Here is a 16695-nt window from a genome sequence, read left to right as displayed (position 1 = left end):
ATCATAGTAAATGAACTTATGATACTTTTAAAACGTTGATAGGGATTAGTAGTTTCTTTTCACACTTTTACAAGCGACTCGAGGGTGGTGCAAGCTCGGGAAAAGCGGAGAAATGAAGATCACCCTGGAGTATTGAACTGAACGCATGAATAAATGCCTGTAAGTTTAATCGTTTTATCCACGTTACGGATGCTAAAGCGGACTTGTTAGTAGATAACACAGTCAATTTAGGGTGGTACCACGGGAGTTCTCTCGTCCCTTTTTGGGATGAGAGGACTTTTTTGTTTTTTTAAAATTATTTTTGTTGGAGGAAAGACAAATGGAGTATAAAGATACATTACTAATGCCAAAAACTGATTTCCCGATGAGAGGGAATTTACCAAATCGCGAACCCCAGATTCAACAACAATGGGATGAAATGAACATCTATGCAAAAGTACAGGAACGTACAAAGGACCGTCCAATGTATGTACTACATGACGGACCTCCTTACGCGAATGGTGACATCCACATGGGGCACGCGTTGAATAAAGTATTAAAGGACTTTATCGTTCGTTATAAGTCTATGAGCGGCTATAACTCCCCTTATGTTCCCGGCTGGGATACACACGGGCTTCCGATTGAAACAGCATTAACGAAAAATAAAAAAGTAAAACGTAAAGAAATGTCTGTTGCTGACTTCCGTAAGCTTTGTGAAGAGTACGCTTATGATCAAGTGGACCGTCAACGTGAGCAATTCATGCGTCTAGGAGTTCGTGGAGATTGGTTTAATCCATATATCACGTTAAAGCCAGAGTATGAAGCACAGCAAATTAAAGTGTTTGGTGATATGGCGAAAAACGGATTAATTTACAAAGGCTTAAAACCTGTTTATTGGTCCCCATCAAGTGAATCTGCTCTTGCTGAAGCGGAGATCGAATACCAAGACAAACGTTCACCATCCATCTATGTAGCATTCCAAGTTACAGACGGAAAAGGAGTGTTAGAGGGGAAAGAGCGCTTCATCATTTGGACAACAACTCCTTGGACGATTCCTGCTAATCTTGGAATCGCCGTGCACCCTGAATTAAAGTACAGTGTTGTCGAAGTTGACGGAGAGCAATATGTTATTGCTTCTGAATTAGTAGAAACAGTAACAAATGAATTAGGATGGGAAAATGCTTCTGTTGTGAAAACAGTAGAAGGAAAAGAACTTGAACATATCGTAGCAAAGCACCCATTATATGAGCGCGAATCTCTTGTTATGTTAGGGGATCACGTAACAACTGATGCTGGAACTGGTTGTGTTCATACAGCTCCTGGGCACGGTGAAGATGATTTTATCATTGGTCAAAAATACGGCTTAGACGTATTATGTCCTGTTGATTCTAAAGGGAATATGACACAAGAGGCTCCTGGTTTTGAGGGATTATTTTACGATGAGGCAAATAAACCAATTACGGAAAAACTTCAAGAAGTCGGCGCATTGTTAAAATTGAGCTTTATTAAGCACTCCTATCCACATGATTGGCGTACAAAAAAGCCGACTATTTTCCGTGCAACAGCTCAATGGTTTGCTTCCATTGATAAAATTAGGGATCAGTTATTACAAGCAGTAGCAGAAACAAAATGGGTTCCAGCTTGGGGCGAAACACGTCTTTATAATATGGTTCGTGACCGTGGTGATTGGTGTATTTCTCGTCAACGTGCTTGGGGTGTACCAATTCCAGTATTCTATGCTGAAAACGGACAAGAAATTATTACAGATGAGACAATTGACCATGTTTCCGCATTGTTTAGAGAGCATGGGTCAAACATCTGGTTTGAAAGAGAAGCTAAAGATTTGTTACCAGAAGGCTTTACGCATGAAGGAAGTCCAAATGGCACTTTTTCAAAAGAAATGGACATTATGGATGTTTGGTTTGACTCTGGATCTTCTCATCAATCTGTCTTGGAAGAAAGAGATGATCTTCAGCGACCAGCTGACCTTTATTTAGAAGGATCTGACCAATATCGTGGTTGGTTTAACTCTTCATTAACGACAAGTGTTGCTGTAACAGGCAAAGCTCCTTATAAAGGAATTTTAAGTCACGGATTTGCCCTTGATGGAGACGGAAGAAAAATGAGTAAATCGTTAGGAAATGTTGTCCTACCTTCTAAAGTGATGAATCAGTTAGGTGCAGACATTCTTCGTTTATGGGTTGCTTCTGTTGACTATCAAGCAGATGTACGTGTATCTGATGCAATCTTAAAGCAAGTAGCAGAGGTATACCGCAAAATTCGTAACACATTCCGTTTCTTACTTGGAAACTTAGCTGACTTTGATCCTACTGTAAATGCAGTGGAAGTAAAGGATCTTCGTGAAGTGGATCGTTATATGATGGTTAAGCTAAATAACTTAATTACAAAAGTGAAGAAATCCTATGAAGACTATGAATTTGCAGGAATTTATCATGCTGTTCATAACTTCTGTACCATTGAATTGAGTTCGTTCTATTTAGATTTTGCTAAAGATATTCTTTATATTGAGGCAAAAGATCAACATGATCGTCGCTCTATTCAAACAGTTCTTTATGAAACATTACTTGCTCTAACTAAGCTAGTAACACCAATTCTTCCACATACTGCTGATGAAGTTTGGAAGCATATTGATTTTGTTAAAGAAGAAAGCGTACAGTTGGTGGATATGCCAGAAGTACTTCAAGTGGATAACGCAGCAGCTATAGAAGAAAAGTGGAATAACTTCATGACATTACGTGATGACGTATTAAAAGCACTAGAAGTTGCTCGTAATGAAAAAGTTATTGGTAAATCATTAGCAGCTAAGATTACGTTATATCCAAATGCCGAGACAAAAGCACTACTTGATTCTATCGATGAAAATACACAACAATTATTTATCGTTTCTGGTCTTGAAATTGCTGAGACTAAAGATGAAGCGCCAGCAGAAGCACAACAATTTGAAAATATCGCCATCCTTGTTACACCTGCAGAGGGTGAAACATGTGAACGTTGTTGGGTTGTAACACCAAAATTAGGAGAAGATGCGGATCATCCATCTTTATGCTTACGTTGTGCAACAGTTGTGAAAAATAATTATATTGCATAATTTTGTAACAAACCCACATCGGACTAAAAGTCCGATGTGGGTTTGTTTTTTTGATTGGTAATAAAGTGAGGAGAACATTGCAACTGAATTTCAACAAGTTTGCATACCAAGAGTTGCTAAAAACATCCCCCCTCACTACTTCAGCTTTATTTACTATCCTTTATTTGCTATAATGCTAAGGTACATATATTAGGTTGGGGGTACCATTAGTGATTTATTATTTAATTGCACTTTTTATCATAATTGTAGATCAAGTAACAAAATGGTTAGTTGTACAATATATGGAGCTTGGAGAGAATATACCAATTATAGAAAACTTTTTATATTTAACTTCCCATCGTAATCAAGGGGCCGCTTGGGGCATTTTACAGGGTCAAATGTATTTCTTTTATGTAATAACAACGGTAGTAGTGATTGGGTTAATCGTGTATATAAAAAAGCTACCTTATGACCAAAAATGGATGAAATTTGCCTTAAGTCTAATGCTTGGCGGAGCAATCGGAAACTTTATTGACCGTCTGCTTCATCAAGAAGTAATTGATTTTATCAATACTTGGATTTTTACCTACGATTTTCCGATTTTTAATGTAGCAGACTCTGCATTAGTAATAGGTGTTGGTATTATTCTAGTGTTAACCTTACTTGAGGGTAAGAAAGAGAAGGAGCTATCAAACTAATGGAAGAAACCGTAATGATTCATATCGATGCAACACAAAAGAACGACCGTATTGACAAAGTAATTTCCACCAAAAATGAAGAATGGTCAAGATCTCAGGTTCAGCAGTGGATTAAAGACGGCCAAATATTAGTGAATGGTGAAAAAACAAAACCAAATTATAAATGTAGCTTAGGGGACAATATAACAGTTATTATCCCTGAACCTGAAGCTTTAGATGTTGTACCAGAAGATATGCAATTAGATATCTATTTTGAAGACTCAGATGTTATTGTAGTAAATAAACCTAGAGGGATGGTTGTTCATCCGGCGGTTGGACATGCTTCAGGTACACTTGTAAATGGACTAATGTTCCATTGTAAAGATCTTTCAGGTATTAATGGCGTCTTGCGTCCAGGAATTGTACACCGAATCGATAAAGATACAAGTGGATTATTGATGGTGGCGAAAAATGATTTTGCTCATGAGAAATTAGTAAATCAACTTGTTGCAAAATCAGTAACAAGAAAATATGAAGCAATTGTTCATGGCGTTATCTCACATGATGTTGGAACAGTAGATGCTCCAATTGGTCGAGATAAAAAAGAACGCCAAAGCATGACTGTTACAGATGATAATAGCAGACATGCTGTAACGCACTTCCGCGTTCTCGAGCGCTATAAAGATTTTACTCATGTAGAATGTCAGTTAGAAACAGGCAGAACACACCAAATCCGCGTTCACATGAAATACATTGGCTATCCAATAGCAGGTGATCCGAAGTATGGACCGAAGAAGACTTTGGATATTGATGGGCAAGCTTTACATGCAGGCGTCTTAGGCTTCGAACATCCTCGCACAGGTGAGTACCTTGAATTTCAAGCTCCAATTCCGGCAGATTTCGAGCATTTACTAAAAGTATTAAAAAATCGTTGACAGCCTAATATTATTTTGAGATAATCATAATAGTTGAATAAGACCTTTAAACGACAGTCCCGTGAGGCTGAGAAGGTAACGGTATATGCGAATGGTGGTCTATCTAGACATCCCTCTATTTTCGTATGCAGAAACCTCTCATTATACGGTGAGAGGTTTTTTGTATCGTTACAGTAACTAAAAGTGAGGATGAGGTGACTGAGTATGGCAGAAAAAGCATTAATCCTAGATGAACAAGCAATACGAAGAGCTTTAACACGCATTGCACATGAAATTATCGAGCGTAATAAAGGTGTGGAGGATTCCGTACTAATAGGAATTAAAACGAGAGGTATTCATTTAGCAAAACGCTTAGCAGCTCGCATAAATGAAATTGAAGAAAAAGAAATAGCCGTGGGAGAGTTGGACATTACCTTATATCGTGATGACCTTACTACTAAAACACAAGATAATGAGCCACTTGTAAAAGGCTCTGACATTCCAGTATCCATCACTAATAAAAAAGTAATTCTAGTGGATGATGTTCTTTTTACAGGAAGAACGGTTCGCGCTGGAATGGATGCTTTGATGGATTTCGGAAGACCCTCACAAATTCAACTTGCTGTACTAGTTGACAGGGGACATCGAGAGCTTCCGATACGAGCTGATTTTGTAGGGAAGAATATTCCTACTGCAAGTTCAGAGAAAATCGTGGTTGAACTAACAGAAATAGACGAAAACGATCAAGTAAGTATACATGAAAAATAAAAACCCTTTTAAATGCAGTCCCGTGAGGCTAGCAAAGGGGTAAATTGGCTCTAATCCTTTGATGGATATTAGGGACCTCTCTACCTCTTTGTGTTCGCACAAAGAGGTTTTTTTATGCAAAAGACAATCTGGAGGTTACTAACATGAGAGCAAAACCAATTCTAGACGTACACGAAAAACCAAAAGCGCCCCAATGGCTAATATTAAGTTTACAGCATTTATTTGCAATGTTTGGTGCGACGATACTTGTGCCGATGCTTGTTGGATTAAGTCCAGCAGTTGCATTGATATCAAGTGGACTTGGAACCTTAGCATATCTAATCATTACGAAAGGGCAAATTCCAGCTTATCTAGGATCATCCTTTGCCTTTATTATCCCTATTACATCAGCTATTGCCCTCGGGGGTCCTGGGGGAGCAATGGTAGGAAGTTTTCTAACAGGTATTGTTTATGGAATAGTAGCATTACTAATAAAGAAGTTAGGATATAAGTGGATTTTAAACCTATTACCACCAATTGTTGTTGGACCAGTCATAATTGTAATTGGACTGGGTCTGGCAAATGTGGCAGTAGACATGGCGATGTACGAGAATCCTGGAGCACATCCAGATGAATTAGTTTATAGTCTGAAACATTTAATGGTAGCATTAACTACATTAGTTATAACAATAGGAAGTGCGATTTTTCTAAAAGGGATTTTTAGCATAATACCAATTCTAATAGGGATTATAGGTGGATTCACAACGGCTTATTTTGCTGGGTTAGTAAATTTCACCGCTGTAAAAGAAGCTTCTTGGATTGCAGCACCAGACTTTATCATTCCGTTTGTGAACTATACACCAAGTATTAGCCTGGCGATTATCGTCATCATGGTTCCAATCGCACTCGTAACATTGGCAGAACATATCGGAGACCAAATGGTGCTAAGTAATATTGTTGGAAGAAATTTTGTGAAAAAGCCTGGTTTACACCGATCTATTTTAGGAGATGGGGTAGCAACGATTATTGCATCATTTATCGGTGGGCCACCTAACACGACATATGGAGAAAATATTGGGGTCATAGCGATTACTAGAGTGTTTAGTGTGTTTGTAGTCGGGGGAGCAGCGGTTATTGCTATCAGCTTTGGCTTTATCGGTAAGATAACTGCACTTATCGGATCGGTTCCAAGTGCAGTGATGGGGGGAGTATCCATCCTACTCTTCGGTATCATTGCATCAAGTGGACTAAGAATGTTAATTGAAAGTAAAGTTGATTTTGGGGAAAAAAGAAATTTAGTCATAGCATCTGTCATTACTGTCATTGGAATCGGTGGAGCATTCCTTAAGATGGGAGACTTTCAAATTCCAGGTATGGCATTAGCGGCCATCGTAGGAGTTGTATTGAACCAAGTCTTACCGGGGAAAGATAAAGAAGTTGGACAATTAGATGTTCTTGAAAATAAAAATGATACTGTAGCGTAAAACCTTTTAAATGAAGTCCAGAGAGGCTAAAAAGGGTGAACGGCACAAACTTGTAGAATGAGAAACTCTAACGTAGGGTCTTCTTGTATACAAGTATACCGAAAACACCCTTTCCTCCTCTAGGATTGGGTGTTTTTTATAAAGAAATTATGGAGGGCTGTTGAATATGAGGCATTTAAGAACAATGGATGATTTAAGCGATAGAGAGATATTCTCCTTAATTGAAGAAGCACTGGAGTTTCAACAAGGAAAGAGTTGGGTACCGAATGAACAGTATTTTGTAACGAACCTTTTCTATGAATCAAGTACGAGAACAAAGTGTAGCTTTGAAGTAGCAGAAAGAAAACTTGGATTATCCGTTCTTCCTTTTGAAGTAAGCACATCAAGTGTTAATAAAGGAGAGAGCTTATATGACACAGCAAAAACCTTAGAGTCACTCGGCGTACATGCACTTGTTATTCGCCATCCTGAGGAAGAATTTTTTCAACCGTTACAAAACTTGAACTTGTCCATTATTAACGGCGGAGATGGATGTGGCCATCACCCAACTCAATCGCTGTTAGATCTCATGACAATCTATCAAGAGTACGGAAAATTCGAAGGCTTACAAATAACCATCATTGGAGATATTCGACACAGTAGAGTAGCAAGGTCGAACACTGCTGTTTTAAAACGTTTAGGAGCAAATGTGAAGTTTGTTGCTCCTGAGGAATGGAAAGATTCATCCTACGAAGAACAAGACTACATCACAATGGAAGAAGCTATTAAAACAAGCGATGTAGTTATGCTTCTACGTATTCAGCATGAAAGGCATGAGAAGAAAAACGAATTGATAGAGCTTTACCATCAACAATATGGCCTAACGCTAGAGCGTGAAAAGCAAATGAAACCAACTAGCATTATTATGCATCCTGCTCCCATTAATCGAGGGGTAGAGATTGCAACAGAATTAGTAGAGTGTAAGCGTTCAAGAATTTTCAAACAAATGGAAAATGGTCTGTATATGAGAATGGCAGTTTTAAAAAGAGTATTAACAAAAAATGAAGGAGGAACAAATAATGACAACATTACTAAAGAATGGGAAATGGCTTAATTCAGAAGGTGCATTAGAGAAGATTGACATCCTGATCGAGGGTAACACAATTAAAAGAATTTCCTCCAACATAGTAAATAGTGGCAAAGATGATGAAATCGAACTAGCAGGTAAATACATTTCTCCTGGATTTATTGATGTACATGTTCATTTAAGGGAGCCAGGTGGCGAAAAGAAGGAAACGATTGAAACTGGTACATTAGCAGCGGCGAAAGGTGGATTTACGACCGTTTGTCCGATGCCTAATACAAGGCCAACTCCAGATACGAAAGAGCAATTAGAGTGGTTACAACAAAGAATTAAAGATACAGCGCATGTAAGAGTTTTACCCTATGCCTGCATTACTACTCGCCAGCTTGGTGAAGAAATAACAAACTTCACAGCGCTTAAAGAAGCAGGAGCATTTGCCTTTACGGATGATGGGGTAGGAGTACAGGATGCTTCCAAAATGCTAGAAGCTATGAAAAGAGCAGCTGCATTAAATATGGCAATCGTTGCTCATTGTGAAGAAAATACGCTAATCAACAAAGGAAGTGTCCATGAAGGCGCGTTTTCAAAAGCGCATGGGATAAACGGAATACCATCTGTTTGTGAGTCGGTGCATATAGCTCGCGACATCCTTTTAGCAGAAGCTGCAAACTGTCATTATCATGTGTGTCACATAAGCACGAAGGAATCAGTAAGAGTGGTGCGAGATGCTAAGAGAGCAGGAATTAAGGTAACGGCAGAAGTTAGCCCGCATCACTTATTATTAAGTGAGGACGATATTCCAGGCCTTGATTCCAATTATAAAATGAACCCTCCATTAAGAGGAAAAGCAGACAAAGAGGCACTAATCGAAGGGTTACTAGACGGAACCATTGATTTCATCGCAACCGATCATGCCCCACATACTACAGAGGAAAAAGCAGAGGGGATGGAAAAAGCACCTTTTGGAATTGTTGGATTAGAAACAGCTTTTCCATTGCTGTATACAAACTTTGTAAAAACAGGAAAAATGACATTAGTTCAACTGACAGAATGGTTAACGGTGAAACCTGCGAATATATTCAATCTTCCATATGGAAAACTAGAAGAAGGTGCACCTGCAGATATTACCATCATTGACTTAGAAGCAAGTGCAAGTATTGATCCAACAACATTCCTATCAAAAGGAAGAAACACTCCTTTTACTGGATGGGAATGTAATGGATGGCCAGTAATGACAATCGTAGACGGAAAACTTGTTTGGGAGAAAGGTAGTGTTCAAGTATGAATCGACAACTAATTTTAGAAGATGGCACTTTCTTTATTGGAAAGGCGTTTGGCAGCTTAAAGGACTCTATTGGGGAAGTAGTTTTTAATACAGGGATGACTGGATACCAAGAAATTTTATCAGATCCTTCTTATTGCGGACAGCTTGTTACCTTAACTTACCCGTTAGTTGGAAATTACGGAATTAATCGAGATGATTTTGAATCAATCCACCCTGCTATTCATGGATTTATTGTAAAGGAAGTTAGTGATTATCCTTCAAACTTCCGTAATCAATGGTCGTTGGATGAATTTTTCAAAGCAAAGGATATTCCTGGAATTGCAGGGATTGACACTCGAAAGCTAACGCGAATTATCCGTCAACATGGAACGCTAAAAGGTGCATTATGTAGTCTAGATGTTGACAGAGAAAGCATTATTGAGCAGCTAAAAGATACGACACTTGCAACAAACCAAGTGGAGCAAGTGTCAACAAAAACCGCTTATCCAAGTCCAGGGAGAGGCTATCGTGTGGTATTGGTCGATTTTGGAATGAAGCATGGTATCTTAAGAGAATTAAATAAAAGAGGCTGCGATGTAGTTGTAGTACCTTATAACATCACTGCTGATGAAATTATGCAGCTTAGTCCTGATGGAGTGATGCTTTCAAATGGACCTGGAGATCCAAAAGATGTTCCTGAGGCGATCAACATGATTCAAGAGCTTCTTGGAAGAGTACCGATTTTTGGTATTTGCTTAGGTCATCAATTATTTGCACTAGCATGTGGGGCAAACACAGAAAAAATGAAGTTTGGCCATCGTGGATCTAACCACCCAGTGAAAGATTTAGCAACAGGAAAAGTGGCACTGACGTCTCAAAACCATGGTTATACAGTAACAGAAGAATCCATCGGGGAAACAAGATTAGAAATAACTCACATAGCGCTAAATGATGGCACAGTGGAAGGTGTCAAACATAAAGATTATCCAGTCTTTACTGTACAATATCATCCTGAAGCAAGTCCAGGACCTGAGGATGCAAACTACTTATTTGATCAATTTATGACACTTATTGCAGAAACAAACCAGAAGGAGGAACCAGTATGCCAAAACGTCTAGACATTCAATCCATCTTAGTTATCGGTTCAGGTCCCATTGTTATTGGGCAAGCAGCAGAGTTTGATTATGCAGGTACACAAGCATGTATCGCCCTAAAAGAAGAAGGCTATCGCGTCATATTAGTAAATTCGAACCCAGCCACAATCATGACAGATCAAGAAATGGCAGATAAAGTGTATATGGAGCCTCTAACGGTTGAATTTGTAAGTAGAATCATACGTAAAGAGCGACCAGATGCAATTTTACCAACATTGGGCGGTCAGACAGGCTTAAACTTAGCAGTGGAATTAGCAGAAGCAGGAGTGTTAGAGGAATGTGGCGTTCAAATATTAGGAACCAAGCTTTCTGCGATTCAAAAAGCAGAAGATCGTGATCTTTTCCGGACATTAATGAACGAGCTTTCAGAACCTGTACCTGAGAGTGAAATTATCCATAACTTAGAAGAAGCTTATCAGTTCATTGAACAAGTTGGTTATCCAGTGATTGTACGCCCTGCCTATACACTAGGTGGAACGGGCGGAGGAATTTGTTCTGATAAAGAAGAACTAGATGAAATTGTAACAAGTGGATTGAAAAATAGTCCTGTGACACAATGTCTTTTAGAAAAAAGCATTGCTGGATTTAAAGAAGTTGAATATGAGGTAATGCGTGATAGTAATGATAACGCGATAGTGGTTTGTAATATGGAGAATATCGATCCGGTTGGTATTCATACGGGAGATTCCATAGTTGTAGCACCAAGTCAAACGCTAAGCGATAGAGAATATCAAATGCTACGAAATGTGTCATTGAAAATAATTCGAGCATTAGAGATTGAAGGCGGATGTAATGTACAGCTTGCTTTGGATCCACATAGCTTCCAATACTATATTATCGAAGTAAACCCGAGGGTAAGTCGTTCATCGGCACTTGCATCGAAAGCAACTGGTTATCCAATCGCAAAACTTGCTGCTAAAATTGCAGTTGGTCTAACTTTGGATGAAATGATGAACCCTGTTACAGGGAAAACCTATGCTTGCTTTGAGCCAGCATTAGACTACATTGTAACGAAGATCCCAAGATTTCCATTTGATAAATTCGAAAGTGCAAATCGTCGTTTAGGGACTCAAATGAAAGCAACTGGTGAAGTAATGGCAATTGGTAGAACCTTTGAGGAATCGTTACTAAAAGCCGTTCGTTCGCTAGAATCCAACATCTCACATCTTGAATTAGAAGCAAGTGGGGATTTCTCTGATGAATTAGTCGAAAAACGTATTCGAAAAGCGGGAGATGAGCGATTATTCTACATCGCCGAAGCAATTCGCCGTGGTGTGGATATAGAAACCATTCATGAGTGGTGTCAAGTAGACCTGTTCTTCTTGAAAAAGCTACACAATATATTATCCATGGAATCCGTAATTACTAGCAATAGCGGTTCACTCACAACTCTCTATGAAGCAAAACAAATGGGCTTCAGTGATTTAACCATCGCAAAGCTTTGGAACACTACCGAACGTGAAATTTATGAGCTACGCTTGCAAGAAGGAATGATTCCAGTTTACAAGATGGTTGATACTTGTGCAGCAGAGTTTGAATCAGGTACACCTTATTTTTATGGAACTTATGAAGAAGAAAACGAATCAATCGTCACAGAAAAAGAAAGTATCGTTGTCTTAGGCTCAGGTCCAATCAGAATCGGGCAAGGTATAGAGTTTGACTATGCAACAGTTCATTCCGTTTGGGCGATTAAGGAAGCGGGATACGAAGCAATCATTATTAATAATAATCCTGAAACGGTTTCCACAGACTTTAGTATCTCTGATAAGTTATATTTCGAACCGTTAACAATAGAGGATGTAATGAGTATTATTAATTTAGAAAAACCAAAAGGTGTCGTGGTTCAATTTGGTGGACAAACGGCAATTAATCTTGCTGCAGAGCTAGAAGCTCGCGGCGTGAAAATTCTAGGTACTACCCTTGAGGATTTAGATCGAGCTGAAAATCGTGACAAGTTTGAACAAACACTAACCAATTTAGGTATCCCCCAACCAAATGGGAAAACAGCAATCTCGATTCCAGAAGCAATTGAAATTGCAGAAAACATCGGTTATCCAGTTCTAGTGCGCCCTTCCTATGTTCTCGGTGGTCGTGCAATGGAGATTGTCTATAAATCGGAAGAACTACTGCACTATATGAAAAATGCAGTGAAAATAAATCCAGAGCATCCAGTTTTGATTGATAAATATATGATTGGAAAAGAAATCGAAGTAGATGCCATATCAGATGGCAAAGATGTATTCATCCCAGGAATTATGGAGCATATAGAGCGAGCAGGCGTCCACTCGGGAGATTCGATCGCAGTATATCCGCCTCAAACCTTAAGTAAGGAAATAAAAGAGCAGATAATTGATTACACAATTAAGTTAGCTCAAGGATTAAACATTGTCGGATTACTCAATATTCAATTTGTTATCTATAAAGACAACGTATATGTAATTGAGGTAAATCCAAGATCAAGTCGTACGGTTCCTTTTCTCAGTAAAATCACGCACGTACCAATGGCCAAGGTTGCTACGAAAATTATCTTAGGGCAAAGTCTAAGTGATCAAGGGTATAAAACAGGATTACAGCCTGAAACGAAAGGTGTATTTGTAAAGGTGCCAGTTTTCTCTTTTGCAAAGCTAAGAAATGTAGATATTACACTTGGGCCAGAAATGAAATCTACGGGAGAAGTAATGGGGAAAGATAACACACTAGAAAAAGCGTTGTATAAAGGGTTAGTAGCATCTGGAATTTCGATTAAGACTTATGGATCAGTACTATTTACGATTGCAGATAAGGACAAAGAAGAGGCTCTGATGATTGCGAAGAGATTCCATGGTATTGGGTATAAGTTATTAGCAACAGAAGGAACAGCTAAGTTCTTTGAACAAGAGAACATCCCTGTGACCATCGTTAATAAAATCGGAGCGGAATCTCCTAATCTAATTGATATCATCCGAAAAGGACAAGCTCAATTTGTTATCAATACGCTAACGAGAGGTAAACAGCCTGCTAGAGACGGATTTAGAATTCGAAGAGAATCTGTTGAAAATGGTATTCCTTGCTTAACTTCTCTTGATACAGCGATAGCAATTCTACGAGTATTAGAATCAATGACATTTTCAATAGAATCGATTGAAACATTAGAAAGTAATGAATCTGAGGCGGTGTTCAATTAATGAAAAAGGCATGGATGAAGGTTGTCTCACAACAAAATCTGGCACGCAATATATTTGAAATGACATTAGAAGGAGAACTCATTGATATGATGAGCTCTCCAGGACAGTTCGTTCATATACGTGTTGGTGAAGGGCTAGATCCTTTACTTCGAAGACCAATAAGTATTGCTGGTATTGATAAGGAAAAAGGCCAATGTAAGATTACCTACCGTGCTGAGGGGAAAGGAACAATCATGCTTTCTAGAAAGCATGAGGGAGAATCAATTGATGTATTAGGGCCTTTGGGTAATGGCTTTCCTATTCATGAACTACAAAGAGGAGACAAAGCACTAATCGTAGGAGGGGGAATTGGAGTCCCCCCCCTCTTGGAACTAACGAAACAGTTATATCGTAAAGGCATACAAACCACGCATGTACTGGGTTTTCAATCCAAAGCAGATGTTTTTTATAAAAATGAATTCGCTTATTATGGAGATACGTATATTGCAACAGTTGATGGCTCTTATGGTACAAAAGGCTTTGTAACCAATGTACTGGAAGACTTGCAACCAGAATTTCATACCCTCTTTTCATGTGGGCCAACTCCGATGTTAAAAGCATTGGAGGATTTATATCCGAACGATAATGTCTATCTATCCTTGGAAGAGCGAATGGGTTGTGGAATTGGTGCGTGCTTTGCATGTGTGTGCCATTTGCAAAATGATCCAGATGGTTACTCCTACAAAAAAGTATGCACAGATGGGCCGGTCTTTCGTGCCAAGGAGGTTGTACTATGACATTAAATATGAGCTTACCTGGACTTGATTTAAAAAACCCAATTATGCCTGCATCTGGCTGCTTTGGTTTTGGTCGCGAATATGCCAAGCTGTATGATTTAAGTGTGTTAGGTGCCATTATGATAAAAGCGACTACAAATGAGCCAAGGTTCGGGAATCCAACACCAAGGGTTGCAGAAACATCTTCTGGAATGTTAAATGCGATTGGTCTTCAGAATCCCGGTTTAGATAAGGTTATCCAAGAAGAACTGCCTTTTTTAGCAAACTACGATGTTCCAATTATTGCAAATGTCGCCGGTTCAAAACTAGAAGACTATGTAGAAGTTGCAAAAGAAATCTCAAAGGCACCGAATGTAAAAGCTTTGGAATTAAATATTTCCTGTCCGAATGTAAAAACAGGTGGAATTGCTTTTGGAACTGATCCTAAGGTTGCTTATGAAGTGACAAAAGCGGTAAAAAACGTCTCAGAGGTTCCAGTTTATGTGAAGTTATCGCCTAATGTAACGAATATTGTAGATATTGCTACGAGTATAGAAAAAGCTGGTGCAGATGGGTTGACCATGATTAATACGCTCCTCGGAATGAGACTGGATTTAAAAACAGGACGCCCTATTTTAGCGAATGGTTCTGGTGGCCTTTCTGGTCCTGCAATTAAACCAGTTGCAATAAGAATGATTTATGAAGTAAGTCAAAAAGTTAATATCCCTATTATTGGAATGGGTGGCGTACAATCAGCAGAAGATGTCATTGAGTATTATTATGCTGGAGCTAGTGCAGTCGCTGTAGGAACAGCGAATTTCGTTGATCCATATATTTGTCCGACTATTATTGAAGAACTGCCACATAAGCTAAATGATTTAGGGTTTAATCATATCTCAGAATGTATCGGAAGGAGTTGGAACCAACATGCAAAAATCGCTTATAATCGCGCTTGATTTTCCGAGTAAAGTGGAGGTTTCAACCTTCTTAGCGAAGTTTAAGAACGAAAAACTATATCTGAAAGTTGGAATGGAGCTTTTCTACCAAGAAGGTCCAGAAATTATAAAGTTCCTTCAAGATCAAGGGCATGATATTTTCTTGGATTTAAAGCTTCATGATATTCCTCATACTGTCTATCAAGCAATGAAAGGACTAGCTAAGCTTGGAGTTACGATGACAAATGTACATGCAGCTGGTGGAAGAGAGATGATGCAAGCTGCTTTAGAGGGGTTACAGGAAGGTTCGAGACAAAACGCTCGACCAGACCTAATAGCGGTGACGCAATTAACAAGCACCTCGGAAAACCGTATGAGACAGGAGCTATTAATAAATCACAACCTAAATGATGTCGTACTTCATTATGCTAGAAATGCTTGTGAAAGCGGACTAGATGGGGTTGTCTGTTCTTCGCTAGAAGCACCAATTCTAACTGAGCATCTGGGTGAAACATTTAAAAAAGTAACGCCTGGTATTCGATTAAAGGATGACGATAAAGCTGATCAGAGCAGAATAGTAACACCTGCGGATGCCCGCAAATTTGGTGCAACAGAAATTGTGGTTGGAAGAAGTATCACGAAAGCACAGGATCCTCTAAAAGCTTATCAAACAATTTTACAACAATGGCAAGGAGTGGAAATCATATGAACATTACAATCGCTGAAGACTTATTGAAAATTAAAGCGGTATTTTTCCAACCGAATGACCCTTTTACATGGTCATCTGGAATAAAGTCACCTATTTATTGTGACAATCGATTAACCATTTCCTATCCTGATGTTAGAAAGAATATAGCATTTTCACTTTCAAACCTGATTAAGGAAAAGTTTCCAGAAGCAGAAGTTATTGCTGGAACTGCAACAGCTGGTATCCCACATGCGGCATTAGTAAGTGACGAACTCCATTTACCGATGTGTTATGTAAGAAGTAAGCCAAAGGGGCATGGTAAGGGGAAACAAATTGAAGGTATCGTAAGTGAAGGACAAAAGGTAGTTGTGGTGGAAGATTTAATTTCAACAGGTGGTAGTTCTATTAATGCCGTAGAAGCGCTTCGTGAGGCTGGTTGTGAGGTATTAGGAGTAGTTGCAATCTTTACATATGGTCTTGAGATTGCGAAAGATAATTTAACGAGCCATGGAATTCAGGCACATGCAATTTGTGATTATGAAACATTATTGGATGTCGCGATTCACAAAGGGTTTCTGGAAGAGTCAGACCGATTAAAGCTAGCAAAATGGTTAGAGAATCCAACGAGTGAAACGTGGATGCAGTTTTAAGAATATCCTTTGCTTAACGGAAAAAACATACTGGGACATAAATTAAATTCCCAGCTGCATTTACGAAAAATTTAACCTAAAGAGAGCCTTACTATAAAGGATCTGTTAAACACCGCTGTTGATTTCCGCACTA

13 protein-coding genes and 1 other annotated feature are annotated in these 16695 nt (G+C 38.9%); all 13 genes read left to right on the top strand.

Annotated elements, in window-relative coordinates; translation table 11 throughout:
- The first annotated feature begins 26 nt into the window (after positions 1 to 26).
- Positions 27 to 263, top strand: a binding site (T-box leader).
- A gap of 56 nt (positions 264 to 319) precedes the next feature.
- On the top strand, positions 320 to 3088 hold the full coding sequence (gene ileS / locus BK580_RS14160; protein WP_078380965.1) for an isoleucine--tRNA ligase: 2769 nt from the start codon (positions 320 to 322) through the stop codon (positions 3086 to 3088).
- Between the two features lie 209 nt (positions 3089 to 3297).
- Positions 3298 to 3765, top strand: a complete 468-nt coding sequence (gene lspA / locus BK580_RS14155) for a signal peptidase II (protein WP_078380964.1) — start codon at positions 3298 to 3300, stop codon at positions 3763 to 3765.
- Entirely contained in the window at positions 3765 to 4679 is a 915-nt protein-coding gene (locus tag BK580_RS14150; RefSeq protein ID WP_078380963.1) for an RluA family pseudouridine synthase, read from the top strand. The genes lspA and BK580_RS14150 overlap by 1 nt, the downstream gene beginning before the upstream one ends.
- 204 nt (positions 4680 to 4883) lie before the next feature.
- On the top strand, positions 4884 to 5426 hold the full coding sequence (gene pyrR, locus BK580_RS14145) for a bifunctional pyr operon transcriptional regulator/uracil phosphoribosyltransferase PyrR (protein ID WP_078380962.1): 543 nt from the start codon (positions 4884 to 4886) through the stop codon (positions 5424 to 5426).
- A 143-nt stretch (positions 5427 to 5569) separates the two neighbouring features.
- Positions 5570 to 6889: a solute carrier family 23 protein gene (locus tag BK580_RS14140; protein WP_078380961.1), complete on the top strand. Its 1320-nt coding sequence runs from the start codon at positions 5570 to 5572 to the stop codon at positions 6887 to 6889.
- Positions 6890 to 7055: 166 nt separating this feature from the next.
- Positions 7056 to 7982: an aspartate carbamoyltransferase catalytic subunit gene (locus tag BK580_RS14135; RefSeq protein ID WP_078380960.1), complete on the top strand. Its 927-nt coding sequence runs from the start codon at positions 7056 to 7058 to the stop codon at positions 7980 to 7982.
- Positions 7948 to 9237: a dihydroorotase gene (locus tag BK580_RS14130; RefSeq protein ID WP_078380959.1), complete on the top strand. Its 1290-nt coding sequence runs from the start codon at positions 7948 to 7950 to the stop codon at positions 9235 to 9237. The genes BK580_RS14135 and BK580_RS14130 overlap by 35 nt, the downstream gene beginning before the upstream one ends.
- Positions 9234 to 10334, top strand: a complete 1101-nt coding sequence (locus tag BK580_RS14125) for a carbamoyl phosphate synthase small subunit (protein WP_078380958.1) — start codon at positions 9234 to 9236, stop codon at positions 10332 to 10334. The genes BK580_RS14130 and BK580_RS14125 overlap by 4 nt, the downstream gene beginning before the upstream one ends.
- Positions 10319 to 13534 carry a carbamoyl-phosphate synthase large subunit gene (gene carB, locus BK580_RS14120; protein WP_078380957.1) on the top strand — a complete coding sequence of 1072 codons (3216 nt, stop codon included), beginning with the start codon at positions 10319 to 10321 and terminating at the stop codon, positions 13532 to 13534. Before BK580_RS14125 ends, carB begins: the two co-directional genes overlap by 16 nt.
- On the top strand, positions 13534 to 14310 hold the full coding sequence (locus tag BK580_RS14115) for a dihydroorotate dehydrogenase electron transfer subunit (protein ID WP_078380956.1): 777 nt from the start codon (positions 13534 to 13536) through the stop codon (positions 14308 to 14310). Before carB ends, BK580_RS14115 begins: the two co-directional genes overlap by 1 nt.
- Positions 14307 to 15245 (top strand): dihydroorotate dehydrogenase, encoded by a 939-nt coding sequence (locus BK580_RS14110; RefSeq protein WP_078380955.1) that lies wholly within the window; start codon positions 14307 to 14309, stop codon positions 15243 to 15245. The genes BK580_RS14115 and BK580_RS14110 overlap by 4 nt, the downstream gene beginning before the upstream one ends.
- Positions 15217 to 15933, top strand: coding sequence for an orotidine-5'-phosphate decarboxylase (pyrF, locus tag BK580_RS14105; RefSeq protein ID WP_078380954.1), 717 nt, complete (start codon positions 15217 to 15219; stop codon positions 15931 to 15933). The genes BK580_RS14110 and pyrF overlap by 29 nt, the downstream gene beginning before the upstream one ends.
- A complete protein-coding gene (gene pyrE, locus BK580_RS14100; RefSeq protein ID WP_078380953.1) occupies positions 15930 to 16562 on the top strand; it encodes an orotate phosphoribosyltransferase in 633 nt (210 codons plus the stop codon). Before pyrF ends, pyrE begins: the two co-directional genes overlap by 4 nt.
- Positions 16563 to 16695: the final 133 nt, after the last annotated feature.

Source organism: Sutcliffiella halmapala, from assembly GCF_002019665.1.
Taxonomy (GTDB): domain Bacteria; phylum Bacillota; class Bacilli; order Bacillales; family Bacillaceae_I; genus Sutcliffiella_A; species Sutcliffiella_A halmapala.
This window is presented reverse-complemented; position numbering and strand designations above follow the sequence as displayed.

Bases quoted from the DNA above. Each gene is read 5' to 3' on its own strand.
- ileS (WP_078380965.1), top strand. From the start codon at position 320: ATGGAGTATAAAGATACATTACTAATGCCAAAAACTGATTTCCCGATG.
- BK580_RS14150 (WP_078380963.1), top strand. From the start codon at position 3,765: ATGGAAGAAACCGTAATGATTCATATCGATGCAACACAAAAGAACGAC.
- pyrR (WP_078380962.1), top strand. From the start codon at position 4,884: ATGGCAGAAAAAGCATTAATCCTAGATGAACAAGCAATACGAAGAGCT.
- BK580_RS14140 (WP_078380961.1), top strand. From the start codon at position 5,570: ATGAGAGCAAAACCAATTCTAGACGTACACGAAAAACCAAAAGCGCCC.
- BK580_RS14135 (WP_078380960.1), top strand. From the start codon at position 7,056: ATGAGGCATTTAAGAACAATGGATGATTTAAGCGATAGAGAGATATTC.
- BK580_RS14130 (WP_078380959.1), top strand. From the start codon at position 7,948: ATGACAACATTACTAAAGAATGGGAAATGGCTTAATTCAGAAGGTGCA.
- BK580_RS14125 (WP_078380958.1), top strand. From the start codon at position 9,234: ATGAATCGACAACTAATTTTAGAAGATGGCACTTTCTTTATTGGAAAG.
- carB (WP_078380957.1), top strand. From the start codon at position 10,319: ATGCCAAAACGTCTAGACATTCAATCCATCTTAGTTATCGGTTCAGGT.
- BK580_RS14115 (WP_078380956.1), top strand. From the start codon at position 13,534: ATGAAAAAGGCATGGATGAAGGTTGTCTCACAACAAAATCTGGCACGC.
- BK580_RS14110 (WP_078380955.1), top strand. From the start codon at position 14,307: ATGACATTAAATATGAGCTTACCTGGACTTGATTTAAAAAACCCAATT.
- pyrF (WP_078380954.1), top strand. From the start codon at position 15,217: ATGCAAAAATCGCTTATAATCGCGCTTGATTTTCCGAGTAAAGTGGAG.
- pyrE (WP_078380953.1), top strand. From the start codon at position 15,930: ATGAACATTACAATCGCTGAAGACTTATTGAAAATTAAAGCGGTATTT.